This is a genomic window from Streptomyces odontomachi (assembly GCF_024435355.1).
Classification (GTDB): Bacteria; Actinomycetota; Actinomycetes; order Streptomycetales; family Streptomycetaceae; genus Streptomyces; species Streptomyces odontomachi.
Map to the genome: position 1 here is coordinate 303,248 of NZ_JAMJWG010000001.1, position 26,350 is coordinate 329,597.

25 protein-coding genes are annotated in these 26,350 nt (G+C 71.3%); 15 read left to right on the forward strand and 10 right to left on the reverse strand.

Annotation, left to right across the window (positions count from 1 at the left end; genetic code table 11):
* Nucleotides 1-15 precede the first annotated feature (15 nt).
* Nucleotides 16-393 (forward strand): ArsR/SmtB family transcription factor, encoded by a 378-nt coding sequence (locus NQO67_RS01225; RefSeq protein ID WP_374118879.1) that lies wholly within the window; start codon nucleotides 16-18, stop codon nucleotides 391-393.
* A gap of 284 nt (nucleotides 394-677) precedes the next feature.
* Here the strand turns inward: NQO67_RS01225 and NQO67_RS01235 are convergent, their stop codons facing one another.
* Nucleotides 678-1,451, reverse strand: a complete 774-nt coding sequence (locus tag NQO67_RS01235; protein ID WP_305125246.1) for a calcium-binding protein — start codon at nucleotides 1,449-1,451, stop codon at nucleotides 678-680.
* Nucleotides 1,452-2,166: 715 nt separating this feature from the next.
* On the opposite strand from NQO67_RS01235, the gene NQO67_RS01240 reads away from it, so the two are divergent.
* The 3 genes from NQO67_RS01240 to NQO67_RS01250 all read left to right on the forward strand — a co-directional run bounded on the left by NQO67_RS01240 (nucleotide 2,167) and on the right by NQO67_RS01250 (nucleotide 5,480).
* Complete coding sequence (locus tag NQO67_RS01240) at nucleotides 2,167-2,877, forward strand: hypothetical protein (protein ID WP_255945403.1); 711 nt, start codon at nucleotides 2,167-2,169, stop codon at nucleotides 2,875-2,877.
* Nucleotides 2,865-4,160 (forward strand): S8 family peptidase, encoded by a 1,296-nt coding sequence (locus NQO67_RS01245; RefSeq protein ID WP_255945405.1) that lies wholly within the window; start codon nucleotides 2,865-2,867, stop codon nucleotides 4,158-4,160. Before NQO67_RS01240 ends, NQO67_RS01245 begins: the two co-directional genes overlap by 13 nt.
* A gap of 519 nt (nucleotides 4,161-4,679) precedes the next feature.
* A complete protein-coding gene (locus NQO67_RS01250; RefSeq protein WP_255946686.1) occupies nucleotides 4,680-5,480 on the forward strand; it encodes a GH25 family lysozyme in 801 nt (266 codons plus the stop codon).
* A gap of 111 nt (nucleotides 5,481-5,591) precedes the next feature.
* Here the strand turns inward: NQO67_RS01250 and NQO67_RS01255 are convergent, their stop codons facing one another.
* The 7 genes from NQO67_RS01255 to NQO67_RS01285 all read right to left on the reverse strand — a co-directional run bounded on the left by NQO67_RS01255 (nucleotide 5,592) and on the right by NQO67_RS01285 (nucleotide 11,452).
* Nucleotides 5,592-6,383, reverse strand: coding sequence for an ABC transporter permease (locus NQO67_RS01255; protein WP_255945407.1), 792 nt, complete (start codon nucleotides 6,381-6,383; stop codon nucleotides 5,592-5,594).
* On the reverse strand, nucleotides 6,376-7,131 hold the full coding sequence (locus tag NQO67_RS01260) for an ABC transporter permease (RefSeq protein WP_255945409.1): 756 nt from the start codon (nucleotides 7,129-7,131) through the stop codon (nucleotides 6,376-6,378). Before NQO67_RS01260 ends, NQO67_RS01255 begins: the two co-directional genes overlap by 8 nt.
* Nucleotides 7,131-8,075 carry an ABC transporter ATP-binding protein gene (locus tag NQO67_RS01265; RefSeq protein WP_255945411.1) on the reverse strand — a complete coding sequence of 315 codons (945 nt, stop codon included), beginning with the start codon at nucleotides 8,073-8,075 and terminating at the stop codon, nucleotides 7,131-7,133. The genes NQO67_RS01260 and NQO67_RS01265 overlap by 1 nt, the downstream gene beginning before the upstream one ends.
* A complete protein-coding gene (locus NQO67_RS01270; protein ID WP_255945413.1) occupies nucleotides 8,072-9,211 on the reverse strand; it encodes a nucleotidyltransferase family protein in 1,140 nt (379 codons plus the stop codon). The genes NQO67_RS01265 and NQO67_RS01270 overlap by 4 nt, the downstream gene beginning before the upstream one ends.
* Complete coding sequence (locus NQO67_RS01275) at nucleotides 9,205-9,987, reverse strand: GNAT family N-acetyltransferase (RefSeq protein WP_255945415.1); 783 nt, start codon at nucleotides 9,985-9,987, stop codon at nucleotides 9,205-9,207. The genes NQO67_RS01270 and NQO67_RS01275 overlap by 7 nt, the downstream gene beginning before the upstream one ends.
* Entirely contained in the window at nucleotides 9,984-11,201 is a 1,218-nt protein-coding gene (locus tag NQO67_RS01280) for a M16 family metallopeptidase (protein WP_255945417.1), read from the reverse strand. Before NQO67_RS01280 ends, NQO67_RS01275 begins: the two co-directional genes overlap by 4 nt.
* Nucleotides 11,202-11,287: 86 nt before the next feature.
* Nucleotides 11,288-11,452: a hypothetical protein gene (locus NQO67_RS01285; protein WP_255945419.1), complete on the reverse strand. Its 165-nt coding sequence runs from the start codon at nucleotides 11,450-11,452 to the stop codon at nucleotides 11,288-11,290.
* Between the two features lie 72 nt (nucleotides 11,453-11,524).
* On the opposite strand from NQO67_RS01285, the gene NQO67_RS01290 reads away from it, so the two are divergent.
* The 9 genes from NQO67_RS01290 to NQO67_RS01330 all read left to right on the forward strand — a co-directional run bounded on the left by NQO67_RS01290 (nucleotide 11,525) and on the right by NQO67_RS01330 (nucleotide 19,829).
* Nucleotides 11,525-12,481, forward strand: a complete 957-nt coding sequence (locus NQO67_RS01290; RefSeq protein WP_255945421.1) for a JmjC domain-containing protein — start codon at nucleotides 11,525-11,527, stop codon at nucleotides 12,479-12,481.
* A gap of 144 nt (nucleotides 12,482-12,625) precedes the next feature.
* Nucleotides 12,626-12,901, forward strand: coding sequence for a LuxR C-terminal-related transcriptional regulator (locus tag NQO67_RS01295; protein WP_255945423.1), 276 nt, complete (start codon nucleotides 12,626-12,628; stop codon nucleotides 12,899-12,901).
* Nucleotides 12,902-13,488: 587 nt separating this feature from the next.
* Nucleotides 13,489-14,598 (forward strand): NADH:flavin oxidoreductase/NADH oxidase, encoded by a 1,110-nt coding sequence (locus tag NQO67_RS01300; RefSeq protein WP_255945425.1) that lies wholly within the window; start codon nucleotides 13,489-13,491, stop codon nucleotides 14,596-14,598.
* 37 nt (nucleotides 14,599-14,635) lie between these two features.
* A complete protein-coding gene (locus tag NQO67_RS01305) occupies nucleotides 14,636-15,340 on the forward strand; it encodes a sulfotransferase family protein (RefSeq protein ID WP_255945427.1) in 705 nt (234 codons plus the stop codon).
* On the forward strand, nucleotides 15,334-15,987 hold the full coding sequence (locus NQO67_RS01310; RefSeq protein WP_255945429.1) for a nucleoside/nucleotide kinase family protein: 654 nt from the start codon (nucleotides 15,334-15,336) through the stop codon (nucleotides 15,985-15,987). The genes NQO67_RS01305 and NQO67_RS01310 overlap by 7 nt, the downstream gene beginning before the upstream one ends.
* Nucleotides 15,984-17,189, forward strand: coding sequence for a DegT/DnrJ/EryC1/StrS family aminotransferase (locus NQO67_RS01315; RefSeq protein WP_255945431.1), 1,206 nt, complete (start codon nucleotides 15,984-15,986; stop codon nucleotides 17,187-17,189). The genes NQO67_RS01310 and NQO67_RS01315 overlap by 4 nt, the downstream gene beginning before the upstream one ends.
* Nucleotides 17,183-17,845: a nucleoside/nucleotide kinase family protein gene (locus tag NQO67_RS01320; RefSeq protein ID WP_255945433.1), complete on the forward strand. Its 663-nt coding sequence runs from the start codon at nucleotides 17,183-17,185 to the stop codon at nucleotides 17,843-17,845. The genes NQO67_RS01315 and NQO67_RS01320 overlap by 7 nt, the downstream gene beginning before the upstream one ends.
* Nucleotides 17,842-19,194 carry a 3-phosphoshikimate 1-carboxyvinyltransferase gene (aroA, locus tag NQO67_RS01325; protein WP_255945435.1) on the forward strand — a complete coding sequence of 451 codons (1,353 nt, stop codon included), beginning with the start codon at nucleotides 17,842-17,844 and terminating at the stop codon, nucleotides 19,192-19,194. The genes NQO67_RS01320 and aroA overlap by 4 nt, the downstream gene beginning before the upstream one ends.
* A 203-nt stretch (nucleotides 19,195-19,397) precedes the next feature.
* Complete coding sequence (locus NQO67_RS01330) at nucleotides 19,398-19,829, forward strand: GNAT family N-acetyltransferase (RefSeq protein ID WP_255945437.1); 432 nt, start codon at nucleotides 19,398-19,400, stop codon at nucleotides 19,827-19,829.
* Between the two features lie 107 nt (nucleotides 19,830-19,936).
* On the opposite strand, the gene NQO67_RS01335 is transcribed toward NQO67_RS01330, so the two are convergent.
* Nucleotides 19,937-21,127 (reverse strand): hypothetical protein, encoded by a 1,191-nt coding sequence (locus NQO67_RS01335; protein WP_255945439.1) that lies wholly within the window; start codon nucleotides 21,125-21,127, stop codon nucleotides 19,937-19,939.
* Between the two features lie 100 nt (nucleotides 21,128-21,227).
* Between NQO67_RS01335 and NQO67_RS01340 the strand changes: the two genes are divergently transcribed.
* Nucleotides 21,228-24,038 (forward strand): AfsR/SARP family transcriptional regulator, encoded by a 2,811-nt coding sequence (locus tag NQO67_RS01340; RefSeq protein ID WP_255945441.1) that lies wholly within the window; start codon nucleotides 21,228-21,230, stop codon nucleotides 24,036-24,038.
* A gap of 124 nt (nucleotides 24,039-24,162) precedes the next feature.
* Here the strand turns inward: NQO67_RS01340 and NQO67_RS01345 are convergent, their stop codons facing one another.
* Nucleotides 24,163-25,125 (reverse strand): phosphotransferase family protein, encoded by a 963-nt coding sequence (locus tag NQO67_RS01345; protein WP_255945443.1) that lies wholly within the window; start codon nucleotides 25,123-25,125, stop codon nucleotides 24,163-24,165.
* A 335-nt stretch (nucleotides 25,126-25,460) separates the two neighbouring features.
* On the opposite strand from NQO67_RS01345, the gene NQO67_RS01350 reads away from it, so the two are divergent.
* Nucleotides 25,461-26,246 carry an SAM-dependent methyltransferase gene (locus NQO67_RS01350; RefSeq protein WP_255945445.1) on the forward strand — a complete coding sequence of 262 codons (786 nt, stop codon included), beginning with the start codon at nucleotides 25,461-25,463 and terminating at the stop codon, nucleotides 26,244-26,246.
* Nucleotides 26,247-26,350 lie beyond the last annotated feature (104 nt).

Sequence of the window (26,350 nt, forward strand, 5' to 3'; positions counted from 1 at the left end):
GGTGGGAGGCTGACCATGGACAAGAGTCAGGTTTCAGCCATGGAGCCGGCGGACTGCCGCACCGCGCTGACCGGCGTCTCCCTCCGCCCGGAGCGCATCACCGACCTCGCCCGGTGCTACAAGGCACTCGGCGACCCCGTCCGCCTCCGCCTGCTCCTGCTGATCGCCGGGACGCTGGAGGGCGAGGTGTGCGTGTGCGAACTCGTCGATGCCTTCGACCTCGCCCAGTCCACCATCAGCCACCATCTGAAGATCCTGCGCGATGCCGGCCTGGTCGCGTCACAGCGCCGCGGGACCTGGGTCTACTACTGGATCAACCCCACGGCCCGTGAAACCCTCCGACCGGTCCTCGGGCCGCTCCTGCACGAGGCGGCCGGGGCGGCGGCCTGCTGAAACGGCCCGCGGCTGAGCAGTCAATGACGTCGCCCTTGCCGAAAATCTCGTCCGCGCTGAGCGTGGCTGAGCCCCCTCACGATCGATGAGGGGGCCAGGTCCGGTACCAGCGCGGGTGCTGTATCCAGCACGTACAGGGACCCTGGTGCCGCGCGGGCGCCTGCCGTCCACGGCGTGCGCGGTGTGACGCGGCTTGGGTGGCGGCGGGCCGCCGACGGTGGTGGCGCGGTGCGCGCGACGTCGTTCGCGCTGCGGGACAGGGACCCGGGGGCCTGGGGGCGCGGCTACCGGAGGACGATGTCGCGGCCCGGTCCGCCTTCGACGGTGTCGTTCCCGGGGCCACCGCTGACCAGGTCGTCGCCGCCCTCGCCGTCCAGCGTGTCGTCGCCGGGGCCGCCGAGGACGATGTCGCGGCCGTCACCGCCCATGGCGTGGTCGTCGCCCGGACCGCCGTACACGACGTCGTCGCCGCCGTAACCCTCGATCATGTCGTCGCCCCGGCCGCCCCACATCTGCTGGTTGCCGTCGTCACCCATCAGGTCGTCCATGCCGTCGCCGCCGTACAGGACCCCGGGCCCCATGACCATGTCGTTCCCGGAGCCGCCCAGCACCGTGCGCGCGGTGTGGGCGTGCAGCGTGTCGTCGCCGGGGCCGCCGCTGACGGTGTCGACCGCGGGGTCGAAGGCGGCGATCGTGTCGTCGCCGTCGCCGAGGAAGGCGTCGATCCTGTCGGGCCGGGGGCTGTCGACGGGCAGCTCGCAGACGACGAAGGTGGTGTCCTCGGGTCTGGAGTACGCGCAGTGGTCGCCGGGTTCGATCGGCACCACGTCGCTGAAGCCGATCCGCCGGACCTCGTCACCGGTGTCCATGGAGAATATGTCGAGGCTGTCGGCCTGTCCTGCGGCGGCGGTGAAGACGATCGACTGGGTGGCCCAGTCGGCGCCGACGCGGGCCTTCGCCTCGGCGGCGGTGGGGGTGGCGGCTGCCGGGACGGCGGCGAAGCCGGTGGCGAGCAGCGCCACGGCGACCGCGCTGACGGCGGCTCGGTTCCGGTTCATGAGACCTCATCTCGGGTGGTGATGATGGATCGACCTGCCGGCGGGGGCTGCCAGCCGGGGTCGGGCGAGCGGTCGTGAGGGCGGCGACCTCGTTGCAGCCCACCCCCGAATCGCGAGTGCCTCTATGTCCTTCCTCAAGCCTGAGGTGTTCATGCGACGGTTGTTGCGGGGCAGCGGGGTTCGCGGGAGGCGCCGTTGCGGGCCGTCGTGAACAGCGGGCTGACGCGCTTCCCGTCTCCGGGTGCGGGTGAGCCGTGCATCGAGAAGGAAGAGGTCGACGGCGATCACGGCGTCGCCTCCCGGGTGTGCGTCCCGTGAATCGGATGCCCGGCATCACCAGCGCTTTACCCGTCTTATAACGTGCAGGGTACAGCCAATGGTTGCCGCGCTCTGTCCCCAGTGCTACGGGTGCGCGGAACCGGACTGACGCCGAAGAGGGGAATCACACGTGGCATCCGCATCCGCCCCGCCGCCGTGGCAGCCGGGGCCCCCGCCGTATCCACCCACCGGCGGGGTCCAGCCCCAACCGGGCGGATACCACCCGCCACCCCAGCCGGGTGGATACCAGCCGCCGCCCCAGCCCGGCATGGGGTACCAAGCGACGCCGGCACCACCGGGTCAACTGCCGTCACAGGGTGGCGGGTTCACGCCGCCGCCCTCTCCTAGGCGCCGCCGCCCCGGGCGGACGGCCGGCACCTGGGGCGTCGTTCTGATCGTGCTGGGCGTGTTCCCGCTGCTCGCCGGGTTGGCGGTGCTCGCGGCGGCCGTCAAGAACGCGCGGCACGACGAGGCCAATCCGGCGTTCCCTGCCAGGGCCTGGCACAACCTCAGGTCGGACCAGATCTTTCCGGCCCACCTTGAGGACACCTCCGTCATTCAGGAAAACACCGGCTGGACGAGGCAGGGCATCCTCCGCAAGGGCTTCTCCTGCGCCGAGAACCTGGACGGCCCGTTCCTGAAGCAGGCCGAGTCGGCCGGCTGCCGCAACGTCATGGCGGCCACCTACACCGACGACACCGGCAAGGTCGCCGCCACGGTGGCGCTCGTCGTCATCCGCTCGCAGAAGGCCGCGGAATCCCTGGCCGCCGAGTTCGAGGAAACCGCCGAAGCGGGCAGGACCACCGACCTGGTGAAGCCTCCCGTCAAACCGATCGCCGTGCCCGAGACCCCGGCCGCGCAGTGGCGGGCCTTCGGCGGCCACGTCGACGCGGTCGGGCTGAGCGACACCGACGCACCCTACGTCGTGGCCGTCACCGCCGGCCCGACCGACCTCAAGCGCGACTACGGTCGCCTGCCCGGCGACTGGGAGGACCAGGGGCCTGCCGAGGTAAGGCTCTTCCCGCAGGCGGCCGACGACCTCGCGGGCATCTACAGCCGCTCGTTCCCGAGCGTCATCGAAGGCAAGGAGACGTCGTGGGGCACCTGAGCGGGAAGCGGCTGTTCCGGCCCGATGCGGGCCGGTCCGCGGGCCTGGCGAGGGGCCGCCTGCGGCGCCCGACCCTCGCGGCCCTGGCCGGCGGCCTCACGGTCGGGCTGGTCGGCACCGCTGCGGGCACCGCCGCGGCGGCCACGCCCGGTTGGGAGCAGCAGGCGATGTCCGTGCCGGCGGCGCACGCGGTGAGCAAGGGGGACGGCGTCACGGTGGCCGTCATCGACTCCGGCATCGTCACCGACCAGCCGGTGCTCGCCGGCCGCGCCGAGAACGGCCCGGACTTCCTCCATGAGGACGACCAGAACGAGTCCTGGTACGGCCTGCACGGCACGGCCATGGCCTCCGACGTGCTGGACGTCGCACCGGAGGCGAAGGTCCTCGGCCTGCGGGCCATCCGCGACGACGAGGACCCGAAATACAAGACCTGGAACGAGGCGATGAAGGAGGGCCCCGGCGGCGGGGACGCCATCGACGCACTGCGGGACGCCATCTACTACGCGGTGAAGCAGCACGTCGACGTCATCTCGATGTCGCTCGGCGACGACAACTCGTTCGCGAGCTACGACGAGGGCGACGCCAAGGCGATCCAGTACGCGCTCTCCCAGGGCGTGACGGTGGTCGCTTCCGCCGGGAACAGCGGCGACCTGAACGAAATCGACGAGACCGGCAACGGCGGCGGCGAGAACAACGTCGGCTACCCGGCCGCCTACCCGGGGGTCCTCACGGTCGCGGCCACCCAGCCGGGCGGTTCCCGGGCCACCTTCTCCTCCGTCCACAACTACGTGGACGTCGCGGCACCGGGCGTCGACATCAACAGCGCCGACCACAGCGGCAACGGCAGGACCCCCATCGACGGCACCTCGCCGGCCGCCGCGCTGACCTCGGGGACCGTGGCGCTGCTGCTGTCGAAGTACCCCAAGCTGTCGCCCGCCCAGGTGACACGGGTGATGGAGCAGACGGCCTCGCACTCCGCCAGCTATTCGCCGCTCACCGGCTACGGCCAGATCGACGCCGCTTCGGCGCTGCGGGGCGCCGCGAAGGTGAAGGGCACCGGGACGATGCCGGTCGGCGACCTCGGCACCGGCCGGCACTTCGGCCCAGGCGACGACGGCACGCCCGCGCGTACCGAGGCCGGCATCGACAGCGGCTACCTGGAGCTGGCAGCGGCGATCGGTGTGCCCGGGTTGCTGGCGATCATCAGCGGAATCCTGCTGACGGTCCGGGCGCGCAAGGCCCGTCGGTCCGCGGCTGCCCCCGCGTTTCCGGCCGCTTACTGACGGCCGGGACCGGGCGGCCCGTCGTCCTCTTCCGGAGACGGGCCGCCAGCGGGTGGCGAGGGGCTCGTTGGCCGCGCGGTCCAGGTGAGCGAAGCGGGGGGTGGCGCGACGATCCGGCCGGATACCGGTGATCCGGGACCCGACCTGGCCGGATGATCTGCCGGCACCCCGCGGCGAGTCCAGGGGACTCCGGCTGTACAGACCCTTTACGTCGAGGGTCGTTCCGTGCCTCACTTATGACGCGGCCATGACATGTGTGAGCCGTGTGTGCGCATGTGAGCCGTGCGGAAGACCCCCGGATCCACGAGCAGCCTGCCGCCTCGGGGCGGCGGTGGCAGTCGGCGTTCGGGCTACGCGAGTAGAACCGCCCTGTGCAGAGCACCTTGCGCAGCCGTCCCGCTCATCACCCCAACACGCAGGAGGAACGCCTTGTTCTCCCGAATCCGCAGCGCCACGACCACGAAACGAAACGTGCTGGCGGTCGCCACCCTCGTCGCGAGCACCGCGGTGAGCGCGACCATGATGACGGGCCCGGCCAGCGCCGAGCCCAACCCGCCCGGCAGCACGCTCCCGCTCGGCGCCGGGTACATGGGTGTCGGGTACCTCCAGGACAACAAGGACCTCGCGGCGGACCCGACCCACTCCGCGGGCGCTTCGGGTCTGGCGAGCCCGAGTTTCGCCCCGAACCCGCCGCCGGGAATCGACGTCTCGCACTACCAGGGGAGCATCAACTGGTCGTCGGTGAAGGCGGCGGGCATCCAGTTCGCCTACATCAAGGCCACCGAGGGCACCACCTACAAGGACCCCACCTTCAGCGCCAACTACCTGAACGCCTATAACGCCAAGGTGATCCGGGGTGCGTACCACTACGCGCAGCCGGGCTCCTCCAGCGGCGCGAGCCAGGCGACCTATTTCGCCGGCAACGGCGGTGCCTGGTCGGCGGACAGTCTGACGCTGCCCGGGATGCTGGACCTCGAGGGCGGCTGCTACGGCCTGTCGACCTCGGCGATGCAGTCGTGGATCCTCGACTTCTACAACACCTACAAGGCGAAGACCGGCCGCGACGTCACCATCTACACCAGCGCCAGCTGGTGGAACTCCTGCACCGGCGGCTGGAGCGGCATGTCCGCCAGAAGCCCGCTCGTCGCAGCGAGCTGGACCTCCGCGGCGGACCCGACCATACCGAACGGCTTCCCGTTCGCGACGATCTGGCAGTACACCGACGCCGGATCGGTGAGCGGCATCTCGGGCGCCGTGGACCGCGACCGGTTCAACGGCGACAGCTCCCGCCTGCTGGCCCTTGCCAACAACACCCCCTGACAGGCGCCTGAACACCTCGGCCACCGCGGGAGGCGGACGATCGCCCGGTACGGGTGACCCCCGCGGTGGCACCGACCGAGCCAGGCCGGCACACGACTGACGGTGGGGGACTCAGCGCAGGTCGAGGGTGCCGACCCGGATCTGATGACGGAGGGATCCGGTCAGGGCCAGCCAGCTGACGGTGCCCCACAGGAGGAGCACCCCGCACTCGGCGACGACCGCAGTGAGGGGCACGGCGTCGCCGGCCACCACCGCACGCATCGCCCGCAGGCCGTGGGTGACGGGAAGCACGGAGGCGATGGCGTCGCCGGCGCCTGTGCGAGGCGGAGCCGTGTTGACCCCCGCGAACGTCATCCACACGATCGTCGCGCCCGCCGTCAGGTACATGCGGCTCTCCGGCCACCGGAGGCTGATCCCCGCCAGGGACAGGGCCATGCAGTAACCGCTGAGCGTGATCAGGATCTGGAGGAGGAAACAGACGGGCAGCATCACCGGACGGACTTCGACGCCCAGCATCCAGCGCAGCAGGACCAGTGCGACGCAGGAGGTGACGATCCCGTCGGCGGCCCAGTACAGCCCACGCGACATCATCACGGGAAACGGCCCGTTACGGCTGAGCAGCAGGAACTGAAGGGTTCCGCCACGGCGTTCGCCGACGCTGGAGGAGACCACGCCGAGCGCGCCGAGCGGCCCCAGGATCACCGCGTTGCCCAGCGCCATGTAGTCCTGCGCGGCGGCCGAACCGATGGCCTGGCCGACCATGGAGAAGAACAGCACCTGGCACAGCAGCCGGGCCATCCAGCCGAACAGCCATGAGCGCCACGTGTACATGGCACGGTAGTCCTGGTAACTGCTCAGCAGGCCGTAGCCGATCTGGTGGAGCAGTGCACCGACCCTACGCATAGAGCATCGCCTCCCCGCGGCGCGCCTGCGCAAGGGCCCGGCGCAGTACGAGTGCGCCGGCCACCAGCTGCACGACCGACAGGACCAGCAGGGCGGTGAAGGCGCTCCGGTGACCGTGTCCTCCCCCGGCCATGGCGTCGCGCAGCAGCTGCGCGCCGTAGGAGAGGAAGAACAGTCGCGCGAGCCACTCGACGGGCGCGGGCAGTGAACTGGTGGGAAGTATCAGGCCGCCGAGGATGTAGAAGGGATAGGTGAGCACGTTCCTCAGGAGGCGCCCCATGGGCATGAGGATCATGAGCGCGCTCACCAGGAGAGCGAAACCGGCGGTTCCGACCACGAGCAGCAGCGCTGCCGCCAGCGCGGTGACGGGGTGGCGCACGGGGAGCGCAAGGCCGAATCCGACCCGCCCGATCGCGATGACCTCCACCAGCACGGGCAGACTCAGCGCGGTGATGGCGAGGATCCGCGTCACCAGGGAACGCAGGTAGGCGTCCGGGGTGAGCAGGGAGGGTTCCAAGGTGCCCTCCCAGCGGTCGTGGTCGACGACCTCCGCCGCGACGAACATCGCCTGGGACCACATGCTCATGGCGAACGCGGTGAGGGCCACCGTGCCGGACAGTTCCGGTGCACCGTACGAGCGGACCGTGGTGAAGAAGACGATCGCGTAGAGGGGGACGACGAGCACCGTGGTCAGCAGTCGTGGGGAGCGGATCATGAGCAGCCACTGCACCTGCACGAAGGCGAACATCAGAGGGCGAACTCCCGGTCCTCGATGATGGTGCGGTAGACCTCGGCCAGGGTCGGCGAGGACACGGACAACTCGTGGACACCGGAGGCGGTGAGGGTCCGCAGCGCCTCGGACAGCGCACCGTCCGCCGTGATCCCGAGCGTGAGATGACCTTGGGGGGTCGATCCGTGCACGGTGACGCCCGCGATCCTCGCGACGGCTTCGGCGGTGGCTGCGGGAACACCACCGGCGGTCACCGTCCTGGGCGCCCGAAGCCCCCGGAGGAGGTCTTTCGGGGCGCCCTCGCGCAGGATCCGGCCGTGGTCGATCAGTGCCACACGCGAGCACAACGCCTGTGCTTCCTGCATGTCGTGGGTGGCCAGGAGCACGGTCGTGCCGCTGTCGCGCAACTCCTCGACCAGCCCGCGGAAGCCCTGGGCGGCATGCGGGTCCATGCCGCTGGTCGGCTCGTCCATGACGAGCACCCGCGGGTCGCGGAGCAGCGCGCGGGCCAGATGGATCCGCTGCACCATGCCGCGCGAGTACGTCTCCACCCGGTCGTCGGCACGTGCGGTGAGGCCCAGACGCTCCAGCAGCTCGTCGGCGCGGCTGCGGCAGCGGCGGCCCGTCAGGCCCTGCATCGCGCCCCAGTACCGCAGGTTCTGCCGGGCGGTCAGCCGGCCGTAGAGCCCACGCTCGCCGCCGAGCACCAGGCCGATGCGCTCCCGCACCGCGGGCGCCTCGCGCACCACGTCGAGGCCGTCCACCCGGGCCGACCCGCTGGTGGGCAGCAGCAGCGTCGTGAGGATGCGCGACAGCGTCGTCTTCCCCGCGCCGTTGGGGCCGAGCAGCCCCACGACCTCGCCGCGCTCGGCATGCAGCCGCACCGCGTCGAGTGCGGTGACCTCGCGGCCCTTGCGGCTGCGGAACCGGCGGGTGAGATCGTCGACCTGAACGGTGCTCATGACAGTGCCTCCTCGGCGGCGTGCAGCTTCCGGAGTTCGGCGAGCGCCGAGTCGTAGGCCGACGGGTCCACCAGCTCCGTTTCGACCAGCAGGAACTCCCCGACGGGGCACCGCAGCAGCACGCCGTCGGCGAACTCGTGGAAGTGCGCCCCGTCGTCCGGGCGAGGCGCGGGGCCGGCCGGCAGGTGAAGGCCGTGCAGGGGCCTCGCGGTGTCCACGTGGGGCCGTCCGGTCGTGGCGCCGTCGCGCTGCCCGCTCCGTACGCGCCGGCGTTCCAGCTCCTGTGCGGCCGGGGTGCGCAGCAGCGTGAGCAGGTGGGTGTTGACAGCCGGTCTCGGCACGTCCTCGGCGTCGTCGAGCGCCTGCGCCAGCCGCAGCAGTTCGGGCGTGAGGCGGTAGCGTTCGCCGGCCGCGGCCAGCGCCGCGGGGGCCGGGCAGCCGGCGCTGTCCAGGGTGAAGGCGAGATCGAGGACGTCCTTGATGGTGAACGACCGCTGGAACGCCTCCTCAGCAAGGGCCAGCAGATCGCCCATGGCCTGGTCCTCGGGCGGTTCGGCCCGCACCGGAACCACCCCGGGCAGCCCGGGGTAGGCGAAGGTCGCCAGCTCGACGCGGTGTTCGGCGTCGAGGACGGGGTCAAGGCCGGGCCAGCGCAGCACCACGACCCAGTGCGTCCGACCGGTGCCGTCGAGCACCGTCACGTTGACATCGCTCACCGGCCGGGTGCCCAGCACCGAGATGGCCGCCCGCCACAGGGCGGTCTCGTCGGGAACGTAGACGTCCAGGTCGCCGCACGGGCGCAGCACCCCTGCCGGATAGCGCTCGGCGAGGGAGGGGCCCTTGAGCACGCGGGCTCCGGGGATGTCGGCCAGCAGGTGGGTGGCGAGTGCGCGGTAGTCCTCGACCCTGGCGCGCATCCGGCGGATCTCGTCCGTGCAGCCGCTGCCCAGGCTTTCGCCCTGGCGGGCGGCGACGGAGAGCACCAGGGGAACCAGGCGGCCGGGCAGCTCGCGGGCGCCTCGGACGAGGTTCCGCAGCGGTTCCTCGGGGTCCAGGCCCAGGGCCCCGAAAAAGGGGGCCAGGGTGAGCGGAGCCGGGCCGCAGGAGCGTTCGTGCGTTCCTTCGCACGTCACCATGTGTGCTCCCAGAAGACGTGGTCGACCGACCAGTCGCCGCGCAGCAGGGCGTGCAGCACCAGGTCTGCCTGGCGGGCGGTGGCCTTCTCGCGCGGGTGCACGACGTGGCCGCGCAGCGGGCGTCCCCGGGTGGCCTGCACCGCGGCGGCGACCAGTGCCGAGGTGGCCGCGCGCCGGTGCGCCGCGTCGTCGACCAGGATGTCCACCAGTTCGGCGAAGACCTCCCCGGTGACCTCGTCCCGCTCGTCGAACAGGACGGTGCCGTGCCCGATGGGCAGGTCCGCGACGTGGGCGATGAAGGACCGTCGTGCCGGGCTCGTCAGGATGCCCTCGATGCCGCTGTGCCCGGCCGCTATCTCCTGGCCGGGGTAGGCGTTGCGGAAGGCCTGCACCAGCCAGTCGCGGATGCGGGAGTCGTCGTCGGGCACGGCGGGACGCACGCCCACCGCCGACTCGGGACGGGGCGGCGCGCCGTTCTCCGCAGAGCCGTGCCGGATGTAGGTGAGCCGGGGCAGCCACGGCGAGGGCAGCCGGACGTCGCCCACCACGCGCAGGAGAATCGACTGGGCCGCCGCGTGGCGCTCGTACAGGCGGTCGCAGAGGGCGCCGAGCGCGTGGGGGTCCTCGGGCAACCCGGCGTCCGTGTATTCGACCAGGACCTGCCGTCGGCCGGTGAACGGGTCGTCGTACCGGTCGGACACGAAGCGGTGTCCGAGCGTCTCGTCCAGGAGACCGGCCTGCTGGGCCCGTTCCAGGTAGCTGTCCGTCGTGGTCACGACGCCACCGGGCTGGCCGTGGCCCAGAAGCCGTCCCGTATCCGTGCCGCAGCCTCGCGCAGATCGTCGGAGTCCACCGCGTCGATCCGGGCGACCTCCTCGGTGGGGGACCACGCGTCGGCTGCGCTGCTGCGCAGGGCGAGGAAGCGGGCGCAGTCCAAGGGGGTGTCCATGGAAGTGAGCACGTGCATCCGTGCCTGGCGGCGGGCGGACGCGAGATCGTCGGGGTCGGGCCCCCGGGTGGCGACCTCGTCGAGCGCGCCCTGGATCACGGCGAGGGCCGCGTCGCCGTTGCCCGGCTCCACACCGGCCAGCACGCGCCACGCGCCGGTGAGCGCGTAACCGCGGTTCCACGCGTGGAAGGTGTAGGCGAGTCCCGCTTCGCCGCGCAGCTTGCGGTACAGCAGCGACGAAGGGCTGGAGCCGAGCAGTTGGGCCAGGACGTTGTAGTGCGGCCTGCGCGGGTCGTGGTCGGGCACCGAGCGTGCCCCCGCGCACAGCCAGGTGAACTCCGTCGACCAGCGCACCGGCTTCGGCGGTGGCGGCGGCGGCACCTCGGGCACGGTGCCGGGCACGCTGCCGATCGCGGCGAGGGTCTGCGGCCGCATCCCCGCCACCTCGGGATCGACCGTCTTCGGCAGCCTCGGACCGACCACGATCACGGACAGGGACGAGGTCAGCAGGCGCTGCTCGTGTGCCGCAGCGACCGACGCGGTGTCGCACCGCTCGATGTCGTCCTTCCGTCCGCCCACCGGGCGTCCCATGGGGTGGCCGGGGAAGAAGTCCGCCAGGAACGCGTCCTGGACCACGTCGCTGTGGTCAGCGGCGGCGGCCGCCAGCTCCTGGAAGACCGCACGCTTCTCCTGCTCCAGGACCCCGTCGAGCCAACGCGGTTGCAGGACGGCCTGGTACAGCAGCGCGACGACCTCTTCGGCATCGTCCGGATGCACCTGGGCGTAGAAGAGCATGCGGTCCACACCGGTCTCGGCGTTGGCGTGCCCGCCGAGCCGCTCGACGTGCTCGCTCAGCGACGGAACGGAGCCGACCGGCGTTGACATCAGAACGTGCTCCAGCACATGGGCGAGCCCGCACTGCCCCAGGGGGTCGAGTTGCGCCCCGTACCGCGATGCCAGGCACACGGTGGTCGTGCTCAGCCGCTCATCGATCAGGCTGACCACGGGGACAAGGCCTTTCTGCGATGTGAACTCGTACACGTCAGCCCTTCGTCCGGAAATTCGCCTTCGTCGAGCGGGTATGCCGCCACCCGGAAAGGTGGCGGCATACCTCATTACGCCGCTATTCAGCGGTCCTGCGGCTTCACCTTGTCCAGGCGGGGCCGAAGGATCGAGGCGTGCTTCACCATGATTCTCTCCTTGGTTGGATTCGGATCGGGCGAGAAGCACGTTAAGTGCCGCCCGACGGCTGCGGCAATGGCGATTTCCGCCTTGCGCACATCGAGGTGCACACGGTCCCGGTTGTTGCTGATTACGGAAATTACGCTGCCTCAGCGGACCTCACCGCTGCTAGGTTCCGGCTCATGGCAGCACAGACACTCGACGCATTGGTCGGCGATCCGAACTCGTCGTTCCGGTCGCACTGGCGCAGCCGGCCCGGGGTCTTCACCGTCGAGGGTGGGATGCCCAGCCCCTTCACCCTGGCGGACCTGGACGCGGCCCTGGCCGGCGGGCTGCTCAGGGAGCCGTACGTCGAAATGTGGCGGGACGGACGGCGACTTCCCGGCAAGGAATTCACCTCGTCCAGAGCCGTCGGGACAGCGGCTCCCACGGGATTCGCGGACGAAAGGAGGATCCACGCACTCCTCGACGAGGGGGCGACCATGCTGTTGCGCTGCGTCGACCAGTGGCACGAGCCGACCCGCGAAGCGGTACGGGACCTCGCCGACGAACTCGGCCGTGCCGTCGAGGCGTTCTTCTTCGTCACCCCTGAGGGAAAGGCCGGACTGCCGCTGCACCGGGACGACGGGGACGTCTTCGTCGTCCAGGTGACGGGCAGCAAGAGCTGGCACGTGCACGAGGGCCCGGCGGACGCCACCTGGCACGCGGGCCGGGTGAAGGCCGACGAGCCGCAGCCCGCCGAGTTGTTCCACACCGTGCTGGGTCCGGGCGAGATCCTCTACGTCCCCCGCGGCTGCGCCCATCGCGCGACCGGCCAGGACGGCCTGTCGGCGCATCTGTCCCTGGCCGTACGGGAGATCGGCGTGCGGGATCTCACCGAGAGCGTCCAGGAATGCGTGCTCCAGGGCGCGGACGACGCCATGGCCGCAGGGGAGGCAGGGCCGCTGCCCCTGTCCGACGCCGCCCTCGCCGCCGAGGCCAAGCGGATCCTGGGCACGGCACGCGAACGGCTGCTCGGCCTGACCGAAGACGACCTGGTGGCCCATGCGCGGCGGCGGCACCTGACGAGGATGCCGGTGCGGCCACCGGGACCCTCGCTCGGGGAGCGCGCCGCGGCGCGGTCGACACCTGCCCGCTGACAGGAGCTGGAAACGGGGCGGTAGCAGCTCGGCATCCACGTGCGGCATACGGCAAGATCAACAGGATGCTGATCATCCGTATATCGGGCTCGGTGACTCTTGTCTGGCCGGTGATCAAGGCCAGAACGAGGTGATGTGAAAGTCATGACCGATCGACCCGGGCAGCCAGCGCACGCGGTGTTCCGACTGGCCCTTCCGAACAGCCTGACCCTCGACGAACGCCAACTCAAACTCCTTTCCTTACTGCTGGCCGGCAGTACGGATGTCAGCGCCGCGCACCGGCTGGGAGTCAGCCGCCGTACCGTGACCAACATGCTGCGTTCCCTCATGAACCAGCTCGGTGTGAACAATCGTTTTCAACTCGGCGTCGCGCTCGGCACGTATTCACGCTGCGAAACCGGGATGCGAAAACGCCGATAGACGCCCCCGGGTATCCGATCCGCCCCCCTGCGCTGCCGGCCACGATCGCAGCACCTCGAAAAGCGTGAAATGACGCAACGTCGCACAGGAGCGGAAGCAATGACCTTCCCGATCGAAATTCACGACGATATTCACGACGATGTCGTGTACCGGGTCCTGCCCGGTACACGCGCCCTTTCCGCCTTTCCGGCAGACCGGGCCGGCCGTCGCGCCGAACGCCGGGACGGCCACCGGGACGGCCACCGGGGCGACGGCCTGGACGGCGGCCGGGGCGACGGCGGCCCGACGGGCAGATCGCCCCCCTCGCCGGCCCACCCGGGCCCGTTCCGCCCCTGCGAAGCCACCGGCACCTGGCCGGCGACGCGACGGAGGCGCCTGATCGTGCGCGCCCGGCGGCACCCTCTCGGGACCGTCGTTCGGGCCGGCCGGCTCAGCTGCCCTGACACGGAACGAAACCTGCGCCGGCAGAGCCCACGCGACCGACTCCGCGCGTGCAGCCCCACCCGTTCGACGTTCCACCAGGGGGTTCGCAACCGGTTGCGGGTGTATGGCCGCTCCTTACCTCTTCGCTGACCTGGAGTTCTCGCTTGCCACTCTTCGAGAAGACGAACCTCCGCGGGATCACGCTGCGCAACCGCCTCGGTCTCGCACCCATGAGCCAGTACTGTGCCTCCGACTACCACGCCAACGACTGGCACCTGGGCCATTACCTGTCCAGGTCCATCGGGATCGGGCTGGTGATCGTCGAGGCCACCGCCGTGTCCGAGCAGGGCGCGGTGACCGCGTACGACCTGGGCCTGTGGCACGACGGGTTCGTGCCGCGGCTCGCCGCGGTCGCCACCGCCATCCGCTCGCAGGGCGCCGTCGCCGGCATCCAGCTCTCGCACGGCGGACGCAAGTCGAGCCGAACCCGGCCCTGGGAGGGGGACCGCCCCCTCGATCCCGCGGCGGGCGGATGGCCGGTCGTCGCTCCGAGCCGCATCCCGTTCGCCGACGGCTATGCCGTCCCGCACCCGCTCGACGCCGCCCAGATCACCCGGGTCATCGAGGACTTCGGAACCGCGGCCAAGCGGGCGCACGCAGCGGGCTTCCAGTTCCTCGAACTGCACGCCGGCCACGGCCGACTGCTGCACAGCTTCCTCTCCCCGCTGGCCAACACCCGCAGCGACGAGTGGGGCGGCAGCTTCGACGCGCGCTGCCGGCTGCTGATCGAGGTCGTGCACAGCGTCCGCCGGTACTGGCCGGAGCATCTGCCGCTGGCGGTCCGGCTGTCCTGCGTGGACTGGGCCGAGGGCGGCTGGACGCTGGACGACAGCGTGCGGCTCGCGGCGCTGCTGACCGAACACGACGTCGATCTCGTCGACTGCACCTCCGGCGGCATCCGGCGACCGCTGGCCGTCCAGCCGGCACCCGGCTACCAGGTCGGATTCGCCCGGGAGATCCGCCGGCGAGCCGGCATGGCCACCGCTGCGGTCGGGCTCATCCGAGACGTCCGGGAGGCAGACGATGTCATCGAGGCAGGCTCGGCCGACGTCGTGCTGATGGGGCGCAGCCTGCTGATCGACCCGTTGCAGGCCGTGCGGTCGGCGTCGATCGGCCTCGCCCCGCTGGACGCGGTGCCGCACCAGTACCGGCGTGCGGTCGCCAGCCTGGCCACGGCCACCGCGGGCAGCGCCGACTTCATCCCGGAGCTGTGATGGCCGGCCCGCCGCCCCGGACAACCGGGGGGTTCCTGTGATCGTCTCGCACGAGCACCGCTTCATCTTCGTACGCACCCGCAAGACCGCCGGCACCAGCGTGGAGATCGCACTGTCCGGCATGCTCGGGGAGGACGCCGTGATCACCTCGCTCAGCCCCCGGGACGAGGCGCTGCGCAGGCAGTGGCGGGGCCGCGAACCCCAGAACCACCTGGAGCCGGGGCGCCGGCCGGCCCCCGGCTGCCCCGTGCTGCCGGGCCCTGGCGCAGGCGTCCGTTACTACAACCACATGGCGGCGGCCGACATCCGGGAGCTGGTGGGCCATCAGGTCTGGCAGCGCTACTTCACGTTCTGCTTCGAACGCAACCCCTGGGACAAGGTAGTGTCGCTGTACTATCACCGGTACCGCACCGAACCGCGCCCCGGGATACACCGATTCCTGCAATCGGGCGAGGCCGCCGACGCACTGAACTGGCCGCTCTACACGGAGCACGGCCGGCCGATCGTCGACCTGGTCGGCCACTACGAAGACCTCGACCGTGACCTGCGCACCGCGCTCGCGCAGGTCGGCCTTGCGGTGCCGAAGGAGTTACCGCAGGCCAAGACGGTGTTCCGGCCGGCCGGCCGCCCGTACTGGCGGGAGCTGGGCCGCCGGGAGCGTGCGGAGATCGGCGAACTCTTCCGGGACGAGATCGCATGGCACGGATATGCATGGCAGGACGGCACGGAGCGGACATGCTGATCGAACTGGCGGGAATCGACGGATCCGGCAAGAGCACCTTCGCCGAGCGGATCATGCGGCTCTTCAACTCCGCGGGCGTCCCGTGTTACCAACGCAGTTTCCGCAGTACGTACAAGCGGATCGCCGCGGACATCTCGGCCCGGCACGGGCACCGTCACTGGAGCGGGCTGTTCGAGCCCAACGAGATCGAGGTGGCACAGGCCTTCGAGATGGTGCACACCGTGTACCAGCAGGTGCTGCCGCTGGACCTCGACGCCCAGGTGATCGTCATGGACACCTACGTCTCCTCGTGGCTGGCCACCGCAGCGCTCTGGCGCAGCGACGCGTTGGAGAGGCTGCGGGAGGTCTACGCCCTGCTTCCCGCACCCGACGTGTCGATTCTGCTGGAGGTGCCGGTCGAGGAGGCCGCCCGGCGGATCAGCCGCCGCCCCAAGGGCGACCACATCTTCAAGACCGGCTCGGACTCGGTCCTCGCCCGCTACGCCGAGGCCTTCGAGCAGACCCGTGCACTGGTACCGTACGCGCAGAACACGGTGCCGGCCGTCGGCGCCCTGGAGGAGACCTGGGAGGCGGTCCGCACTGCGGTGTTCGCGGCTGCCGAGGCCTCCGGTCGTCATCCAGCGGCCCTGGGAAGGCCGCAGCGATGAGACTCTGGCCCTTTTATTCGGACGCCGCCGCCGAGCAGGTCACCGCACTGATCCGGGCGGGCTCCCTCGCCGCCATGGTGAAGACACCCGAGATCGCCTCCTGCGAGGCGCAGCTGACCGAGGCGCTGGCCCCGACCCACGAGGCACTGCTGTGCACCTCGGGGACGGCCGGGCTGGCCACCGCTTACGCAGCCCTGGGCCTGGAACGGGGCAGCGAGGTGCTCGTGCCCGCCCACACCTTCCGCGCAACGGTGACGCCGCTGCTGATGCTCGGCCTGCGGCCGGTGCTCTGCGACTGCGATCCGAAGACCGGGAACGTCGACCTCGCGGACGCGGAACGCCGGATCACCGCGCGCACCCAGGCACTGGCGGTCACCCACGTGTGGGGCCGGCCCGTCCCGCTGGACACGGCCCGGGAACTGGCCGACCGCAGGGGCCTGGCGCTGGTCGAGGACTGCTCGCACGCGCACGGCGTCCACTGGCGGGGCCGCCCGGTGGGGACGGCGGGCGACGTCGCCGTGTTCAGCCTCGGCACCACGAAGATGGTCTCCGGTGGCATGGCCGGCGCGGTGCTGACCGGCGACCGCGGGACCTTCGAACGGGCCGTCGCCTTCGGGCAGCCCAAGCACCGCGGCCTCGCGGACGTGCAGCAACCCGCACTGCGTGCGCTGCTGGAGACCGGAGTGGGCAACAACTTCCGCGTCTCGCCGATCGCGGCGGTGCTGGTGGCAGACCACCTCACCCGGCTCCCCGCGACCTTGGCATTACGCGAGCGCAACCTCGCCGCCGTCACCGAGCACGCCCGGCTGCTCCCCGGCCTCGAGCCCGTTGCGACGGGGCCCGACCGCACCGCCGGCACCCTCTACAAGCTGCACTTCAGGTGGCGGGGCCGCGCCTCGGCGGACGACGTCGTGGCCCTGCTGCGCGGCCTGGGCGTGCGGGTGCGCCGACCGCAGGCGGGCCTGCACCGCACCCCGCTGTTCCAGCGCCCCGAACTGCTGGCCGCGTTCCCGTCCGTGCCGTCGTTCGACGCCTGCGATCCGGCCGCGTTCCCCCAGACCGACCGGTTCCTCACCGATCTCGTGGAGTTCGACGGCCTGGACCTGTACGAGGACGATCCCCAGGCCGTCGCCCGGTACGCCCGGGCCTTCCAGACGGCGGCGGATCGGCTCGACGCGGACACGCAGGGCGCGCCGTGCTGATCGAACTCACCGGCATCGACGGTTGTGGCAAGTCCACCCTGGCAAGCCGCCTGCACGTGCTGCTCGACGCGTACGAGGTGCCCTGTGACCAGCACGTGCTGCGCAGCACGCACAAGCGGCTGCTCAGCGCGCTGGGGCAGGAGCACGGATTCCCCGGCTGGCAGGGGCTGTTCACCCCGGACACGGTGGAAATCGCACACGCCCTGGAGATGCTGGATCTGGTGCGGACCACCCTTGTCCCGCTCGACCTGCGTCGCCGGGTGGTGCTGACCGACACCTACGTCTCGCGTTGGCTCGCCACGGCGGCCCTGGTCGGCGCCGGGAACCTGGAGACGCTCGCCCGGCTCTACCGGCGGCTGCCGCACCCGGACCTCTCGATCCGACTGCACGCCGACCCCGGCGATGCGGTCGACCGGATCGCCCGGCGGCCGAAGGGGGACCGGGTCATGGGGCCCGGAGCCGTCCAGCGCCTGCACCGGTACCAGGACGGCTTCCGGCGCACCGCTCCGCTCCTGCCGTACCCGCAGCACCACGTACCGACCGACGCCGGGGTCGGCCAGACCCTGGCACACGTAATGACGCTACTCCGCTCCAGCAGCGCCGTCCCGGCGAAGCTGCGCGAGCGGTTGGCATCTGCCGAGGGAGAATCTCTGTGAAAACCGACCGTCCGTCCGGGGCACCCGGCGCCCTCGACGAGGAGACGGCTGTCCGCCTGCACGGCCCGTGCGCCGTCCGGGGAACCCTGCGTGTTCCGGGTGACAAGTCCATCTCCCACCGGGCACTGCTGCTGGCGGGGCTGGCCAGGGGGCGGAGCCTGATCCGGGGGCTGTCCACCGGCGACGACGTCCGGCACACCCGGCAGGCGCTCGGCGGCTTCGGAGTCGGCTTCACCGAGACGGCCGAGGGCCTGACGGTCGACGGGGGCCTGCGGGACGAGCCTGACGGGCCGTTGGACATGGGGAACGCCGGCACCGGAATCCGGCTGCTGGCCGGGGTCTGCGCCGGCCAGCCCATGTTCACCGTGCTGACCGGGGACCGGTACCTGCGGGCCCGTCCGATGGATCGGGTGGCGCAGCCGCTGCGGGCCATGGGAGCCGTGATCGACGGGCGCAACGACGGATCGCTGGCCCCGCTGGCGATCCGTGGCGGCACGCTGTCCGGCATCACCTACCGGGTGCCCGTGGCCAGCGCCCAGGTCAAGTCCTCGGTACTGCTGGCCGGTCTGCACGCCAAGGGCCGCACCGTCGTGATCGAGCCCACGGTGACACGTCGGCACACCGAGGAGATGCTGCCCCTCTTCGGGGCGACGGTTGCGATCGACGGGACCGAGGTCGAGGTGCGGGCGAGCGAGTTGCACGCGTGCGACGTGACGGTGCCCGGAGATCCCTCGCAGGCGGCCTTCTGGGTCGTCGCCGGACTCACCGCAGCGGACAGCGAGGTGGTGGTGGAGCAGCTGTACACCGGCCCCGGCCGCGGCGGTTTCGTCGACGTACTGCGCCGGATGGGCGGTGACCTGGACGTCGACACCGGGACAGGGACCATCCGGGTACGCTCCAGCCGGCTCCGGGGCGTCCGGATCGGACCGCAGGACATCCCCGACATGGTCGACGAGGTCCCGGTCATCGCGGTCGCCGCGGCCCTGGCCGAGGGCACTACGGTCATCTCCGGCGCCGCCGAGCTCAGGGTCAAGGAGAGCGACCGGATCAGCAGCACCGCCGCGATGCTGCGGGCGTTCGGCGCCCAGGTGACCGAGACGGACGACGGGATGGTCATCGAGGGCGGCCGGGCGCTGCACGGTGGCATCGTCGACTCCCACGGTGACCATCGGATCTCCATGGCCGCCGTGGTGGGTGCCCTGAGCGCCTCGGGCGAGACGGTCATCACCGGATGGGACTCGGTGGCCACGAGCTACCGCGGCTTCGCCGCCGACCTGCAGAAACTGACGTCCGGCGCCGAGGGCATCGCCGCCGCACCGGCGGACACGACGGCCGCCGCGCTCACATGACGCCCTGACGACACGCCCGTGCCGGGCCCGGCGACCGCGTCAGGTGGTATCCGGGCCCGGCCGGGGAACCGGGTCACGGTGGTGCTGCCCGACCGCCACACGGTCAAGGGTGAGGTCGCACGGGTGGCCAAGGACGCCTTGGCCGGAGGCAGCACGACGGACGGTACCGCCGGCCGCCGGCGCCGCATGTATACGCTGCGAACATGAAGATGATCGATCTGGAGCCGGGCGATGCGCGCCTTACCGGCGACCTGCTTCCCGTGCTGCATGAGCTGCGCCCGCACCTGACTGCGGAGCTTCTCCAGAACGTGTATGAGGTCGGCTACGCGGAGGGGCTCCGGTTCACGGCGGCCTACGACGACGAGGGTTCGTGCATCGCTGCCGCGGGGTGGCGGGTGATCAACAACACCAGCTCCATTCGTAAGATGCACATCGATGATCTGGTCACGGTGAGCACGTGCCGTTCCACCGGTGTGGGAGGACGTCTTCTGAGCTATCTGGAGGACCGCGCCCGCAGCCTGGACTGCCGCGTGGTCCAACTGGATTCCGGAACGCAGCGCACTGACGCCCACCGCTTCTACCTTCGTCAGCGTTTTGGCATCTCCGCGTTCCATTTCAGCAAGCGCCCCAGCTGAGCGATGAAGGCACGACGACCCTCCCTTGCCACCCCGAAGAACGCCCCTGGCGCATGACCCGCCCCCCCCGCGCGGGTCATGCGCCGGTGCGTCTCGCGGACGGCCTGTCAGGCCGCGGCGAAGAACGTCCCCAAGACGGCATTCGCCAGGTCGCCGACCTGGAACCAGCCGGGCCGAGGCCCTGGGCCGTGGAAGTGCCAGAGGAAGCGCAGGTCGTTGCCGCAGTACCAGTCCCAGCCGTCGTCCGCCGCGGTGACCCCCACGGAGGCCCCCGCCACCAGGAACCCGGGGTCGCTGAACGGCGCCGTGTCCTTCCACGTGCCGTCGGTCGAGAGGGTCGCCACGGTGAACGTGCCGTCGCCGGCCGCGTAGCCCACCGCGATGCCGTCGGGACCTGTCGCGGCGGCCAGATGGGCGCCACCTGGCACGTCGGCGGGACCGTTCGGGTTCGGCTGCGGAGGGCCGGACAGGCCGCCGCCCTGCTTCGGGTGCGCGGCGTACAGGCGCCCGTCGAGGCCGGTGAAGAACAGGGTCAGCGCACCGGCGCCGTCGGAGATCACGGCGACACCGCCGGCCGGCGCGGCCGTCCCGGGCTGGGTGAGCGTGACCGAGACGGGCGTGCTGGTGGCGGCCGAGTACCACTGCGCGCGCACCGAGCCCTTCCCGTCCACGAAGAAGACCCCCTGGTAGGGCTCGTCGCCGCCGGCCGAGGCCAGGTCACTGCCGGTGTACGACGACGAGCCGTTGTTCAGCATCAGCCGCGGCGGGGGCGTGCACGGATTGCTGATCTCACGCGTCAGCGCCGGGCTCGCCGCCCGCTCGGCCTCCTGGCGTGGCGGGATGCCGGAGACCACGACCCCGGGGCCCCTGCCGGTGTCGAAGGCGGTGATCGCGGCACCGGACGGCGCGACGCCGGTCAACGTGATCGGAAACGGCTGCTGTGCCGTCGGGCAGTCCTGGTACACCGCTCCGTCGAGGCCCACGAAGAACACCGAGAGCGGATAGCCCTTCAGGCGTACGGCCGCAAGGCGGGCGCCGGGCTCCGCGGTCTTCGCCGGTCCGAGCTGGGCCGGCCTGGTGAACGTGCCGTCCCCGAGGCCCTCGTATCCCCACAGGGCGCCGTCGTCGCCGATGTAGTAGGTGTGCGGGTCGGACGGTGGTACCCCGGTGGCCTGCGCCGCCGGTGCGGCGAGCAGGCCGACCGCGGCGAGCACACCCGCCGACGCCAGAGCCCATCCCGTCCGCCGTGTGCGCCGCCCCGACCGGCGCAGACGGGAATTGCATAACCCGAATCTCATGTCCCACTCCTGGCTTCCCAAAGCTGGATGACGCGGTCATCCTGGCAACCTGCTCTGGATAACGTCTGGATGCCGTGCGGCGGGCACAGGGGAGGTTCCGGTGGTGGGGCGCGACGACGGGCAGGAGCAGCTGTCGGTCCGATTACTCGGGCCGCTGAGGGCACGCATCGGTGCACGGGAACCGGCGCTGGGGCCGCCGTTGCAGCGCGCCGTCTTCGCCGTGCTCGCCGTCCGCTGCAACCAGGTGGTGTCCAGCAGCGAGCTGATCGACGCCGTCTGGGGCGAGGATCTGCCCGGGCGTCCCGAAGGCAGCGTGCACACCTATGTGGCGGGCCTGCGGCGCGTCCTGGAGCCGGGACGTCCGCGCCGTTCCCCGGGCCGCTATCTCCAGTCGCACGCCTCGGGCTACCGGCTCAGCGTGCCGGGTGAGGCCGTCGATCTCGTCCGGTTCCAGCAGCTCAGGGACGAGGGTCGCCGGGCGTGGCAGGCCCGGCGCGCGGCCGTCGCCGAGCGGCTGTTCGGCGAGGCGCTGACGTTGTTCGACGGGATGGTGCTGGGCGGTGTGCCGGGGCCGTTCGCGCAGACGCAGCGCAACTGGCTCGCGGAGGAGCGGCAGTCGCTGGCCGAGGACCGGGTCGACGTGCTGATCGCCCGCGGCCGGTACGACGAGGCGATCGCCGAGGCCCGGCTTTCGACCGGCGAACAGCCGCTGCGGGAGCGGCCCTGGGCGCAGCTGATGCTGGCGCTGTACCGCGCGGGACGGCAGTCGGAGGCGCTGGTGGCGTACGAGCGGGCCCGTGCCGTGTCGGTCGAGTGGCTGGGCCTTGATCCGGGGCCGCTGCTGGCCGGGGTGCGGCAGCGGATTGTGACGGCCGACCCCGGGCTGCTCACGGATGCCACGGGCGGGCCGGAGCCGGAACCGCAACCGGAGCCGGCCGCGGCGGAGGAACGCTGGGTCAACCTGCCCCGGGACACCGGGTTCTTCCAGGGGCGGACCCGCGAGCTGGCTCGGATCCTCGCTGTGTCGGACGGCGGGGTGTGCGCGATCGACGGCATGGCCGGCGTGGGCAAGACAACGCTCGCCGTCCACGCGGCGCACGCGCTACAGCAGTGGTATCCGGACGTGCGGCTGCACATCGATCTGCACGGGCACACGTCGGGCCGGCGGCCGGTGACCGCGGCGGCGGCGCTGGAGAAGCTTCTGCTGGCGGTGGGCGTGCCGGGCGACCGTATCCCTGCGCAGGCCGACGACCGGGCCGCACTGTGGCGGTCCAGGATCGCCGGTCGGCGTGCGCTGCTGGTGCTGGACAACGCGGTGGACGCGGGCCAGGTGCGACCGCTGCTCCCGGGTTCCCGCGACTCCCTGGTGCTGGTCACCTCGCGGCGCAGGCTGTCAGGGCTCGACGCGGGCGAGTCGCTGAGCCTTCAGGTGCTGCCGTATGCCGACGCGGTGGCCCTGTTCTCCGCGGTGGCCGGCAAGGAGCGGGCTGCGGCGGAGCCCGAGGCGACCGGCGCTGTCGTACGGGCCTGCATGCTGCTGCCGCTGGCCGTGCAGATCGCCGCCGCCCGGCTGCGGCACCGCCCGGCGTGGAGCGTGGCGCATCTGCGCCGGCGGCTGGCCGACGAGGAACGCATGTTGGACGAGTTGACGGCCGAGGACCGCAGCGTCGCGGCGGCCTTCTCGCTGTCGTACCGGTCGCTGGACGCCGCGCGGCAGCGGATGTTCCGGCTGCTCGGCCTGTTCCCAGGCGCCGAGATCGGCCTGCCCGCGGCCACGGCGCTCGCCGCGACCGACGCCGCGCGGGCCGACCGGCTGATGGAGGACCTGGTCGACTCCCAGCTGCTGGACGAACCGCGCCCCGGCCGCTACCGGCTGCACGACCTGCTGGGCGTCTACGCGGCCCGCGAGTGCACCCGCACGGAAGCAGCGCAAGAGCGGCGGGCGGCGCTGGCGCGGCTGCTGGACTTCTACCTGGCCACGGTGGACGGCGCCGAGGACCTACTGCGGCCGCAGCGGCTCGACCGCGCGGACGCAGCCGCGGCCGGGGCCGGCGAGGTGTTCGAGGACCGGGCGTCGGCACTGGCCTGGCTGGACGCGGAGCGTGGCACTTTCGCGCCCCTGATCCGGGTCGCCGGCCGGGACGGCCACCACCGACACGCCTGGCAGCTGGCCCGCTGCCTGTGGGGGTTCTTCGAAACACGGGGGCACTGGGCGGACTGGATCGTCTGCCACGAGCTGGCTCTGCCCAGCGCCAGGCTGCTCGGCGACCGGCTGGCGGAGGCGCGCCTGCTGGTCGGTCTCGGTGTCGCGCAACACGACCTGCGGCAGTACGAAGGCGCGGTGGACCACTACCGGTCCGCGCTCGCGCTGATGCGTGAGATCCGCTTCCGCGAGGGCGAGGCGGGGGTGCTGACCAATCTCGGCAACACCTTGCGCCGGATGGGCCGGCTGCCGGCGTCCATCGACTGCCAGGAGCAGTCCCTACAGATCTGCCGGGCGATCGGCGACCCGGCGGGCGAGGCCATTGCGCTGGCCAACCTCGGTGAGCTGTACCGCGATGCGGGGCTGGCGGCGCAGAGCGTCAGCGCGCAGGAGCAGGCGCTGACGATGTTCCGCAAGACGGGCGACCGGCGGATGGAGGGCAGCGTGCTGGACGGCCTGGCCCGTACCCATCTCGCCATGGACAGTGTGGAGCCGGCCCTCGCGTACGGCCGGGAGGCGCTGGAGTGCCGCCGTTCGTGCGGCGACCGGTCGGGCGAGGCGGAGACGCTCGACTGCCTCGGCGGCATCCATCTGCGCGACGGCCGGCCCGACCTGGCGGACCGCTTGTGGCGGGAGGCACTGGCCCTCGCACAGGAGCTGAACGCCCCGATCGCGGCGGACATACGGCAGCGGCTTGCGACGCTCTGAGGAGCGGAATTCCGGCCTCTCGGCCCGCGTCGTCGTCGGCGGGCGGCGGGCGGACGCAGAAGCGAATCGTCCTTGAAATCCGCCACCTCTTTCGGAGGCGCCGCAGAGCCGTCGTCGCTCTGGCTCACCCCAGCGCGTGCATGGAAGCGGTGACGTAGGCGTCCAGCCGCTCCTCCACGGCCCGCGTCGTCAGCTCTGCCCTCCCCGCCTCCCGCCACGGCTTCGCCACCAACTGCACTTCTTCTGAGAACGCCAGTGCGTCCCTCACCCGCCAGTACAGCCGCTCGCTCGCGGCCGCGGCCAGCATCCCGCCGGCCTCCTCATACGCCGCAGCGAACCGCAGACCCCACGCCGGGCCGTGCAGCATCGCGAGATTGGTGGCACAGTGCGCGACATCGAGGTCCGCCGGGCCCCAGGATGTCCCCGCCCAGTCGACGACGCCGCTGATCCGGGGACCTGCCGGGCTCGGGGGCGACACATCGAACAGCACGTTGCCGGGCTGGAAGTCCCGGTGCAGGAAACGCCCTTCGTAAGGCGGCGGGGGCTTGCGGATCAGGTCGATCGCCGCGGTCCATGCCGCCGTGTCTGCGCCCTTCGGAGTCACGACGGTTTCGGCAGTCGTCAACGTCACGAACTTCCTGGGCCGCTCGGCGGGACGCAGTGCATGGATCGCCACGAGTTGACGGGCCAGCAGAGGGACTCGCGTCTCCAATCCCTCGTCGTCGAGGACCGTCCGGCCCGCCAGATGCGTCATGAGGAGCGACGGATACTCGCAGTGCTCGGCGGTCGGATCGACGGCAACCAGTCCAGGAGCCGGCACGCCGGTCTCCGCGAGCAGGGTCAGGGCGCCGGTCTCCCTGAGCAGCGAGTCCTCGGCGTGCTCCACGAAGAACGGGTCGACGTAGGTCCGCAGCACCAGGTCGCGGGTGCCTCCATCGCGCGTGCCGATGGTCAGCCGCCGCATTTCGGCGGTGACACCGCCGTGCAGCGCCTCGATGGCGACGATCCGTTCGCCGGCGTCCAGGTGCCGACTCACCCAGGCCAGGGTCAACGGCCGGAGGGTCCCCGCCTCATCGTCATGTGTCACCGTGCCACCTCACCATCCGGGCGGCGGCCCGCGCAAAACCTTTGTCGGATGCGATGGCAACTCGGCTACCCGGGCGGGCAGCAGGGCACCGGTCTGCTGGGTGAACATGTCGCCGATGGCCCGGCGTGGCGAGAGTTTGACCCCGGCCCGCCGTTGTGGCGCGGTCGGCCGTCGTGGTGGCACCGCTTCGAGTCCGTGGTGGACGCGTGCCGTCCGGTGTTGCGGGTGCGATCAGGCAGTTGGCTCAGCCTCGGTGCCGGAACAGGCTTGTCCAGGTGCGCCCGGCAGTCCAGTATGAACGCGTTCAGTTGCCTTCCTCGCCCTGGAGTTTCCCGATGGGCTTACGTCCGCAGCGCCAGGTCGATTCCAGTAGAGCGCACCCGGCCCGTGTCTACGACTGCCTGCTGGGCGGCAAGGACAACTATCCGGTGGACCGGGAGCTGGCCAAGCGAGTACCCGGCTTCTTCCGCGATGCCGCACGGCAGAACCGGGCTTTCATGCACCGTTCCACCGCCTGGATCGCCCGCGTCGGCATCGATCAGTTCCTCGACATCGGTACCGGTATCCCCACCACGCCCAATCTTCACCAGGTCGTCCAGGGCGTCAATCCCAGAGCCCGCGTTGCGTACGTCGACAACGATCCCCTCGTCATGCGCCATGCCGAAGCGCTCCTCACGAGCGCGCCCGAGGGGGCGACCGATTACATAGAAGCAGACGTACGCGACACCGCCCGGGTCTTGGAACATGCCCGCACTTTCCTGGACTTCGACCGGCCGATCACCCTGTCGCTCGTCGCGCTGCTGCATTTCATACTCGACCAAGAGGACCCTTACGGCATCGTCCACGCACTCGTGGAAGCGCTGCCCTCCGGCAGCCACCTCGTGCTGTCCCACACCAGCCTCGAGCTCTATCCGCAGTATGCGGAGCAGGTGGCCAGGACCTACAACAGCCAGATCCCGACCCAGTCCCGGACCCGCGCCGAGATCACACGCTTTTTCGACGGCCTCACCTTCGTAGGGCCCGGTCACGGTGTGGTGACCGCGCCGGAATGGTTCACGGGCGACGACGCGCCACCCCGGGAACCGAGCGCGGTCTACGTCGGTGTGGCGGTCAAGCGGTAGTTCCAGCCGCCCCGGCCGCGTGGCTGAGTCGCAGGTGCAGACGCCCGTATTCCCCGTTCGGGTTCTCCTTCGCCCGGGCGCACCACCAGGCGGCGGACACAGCA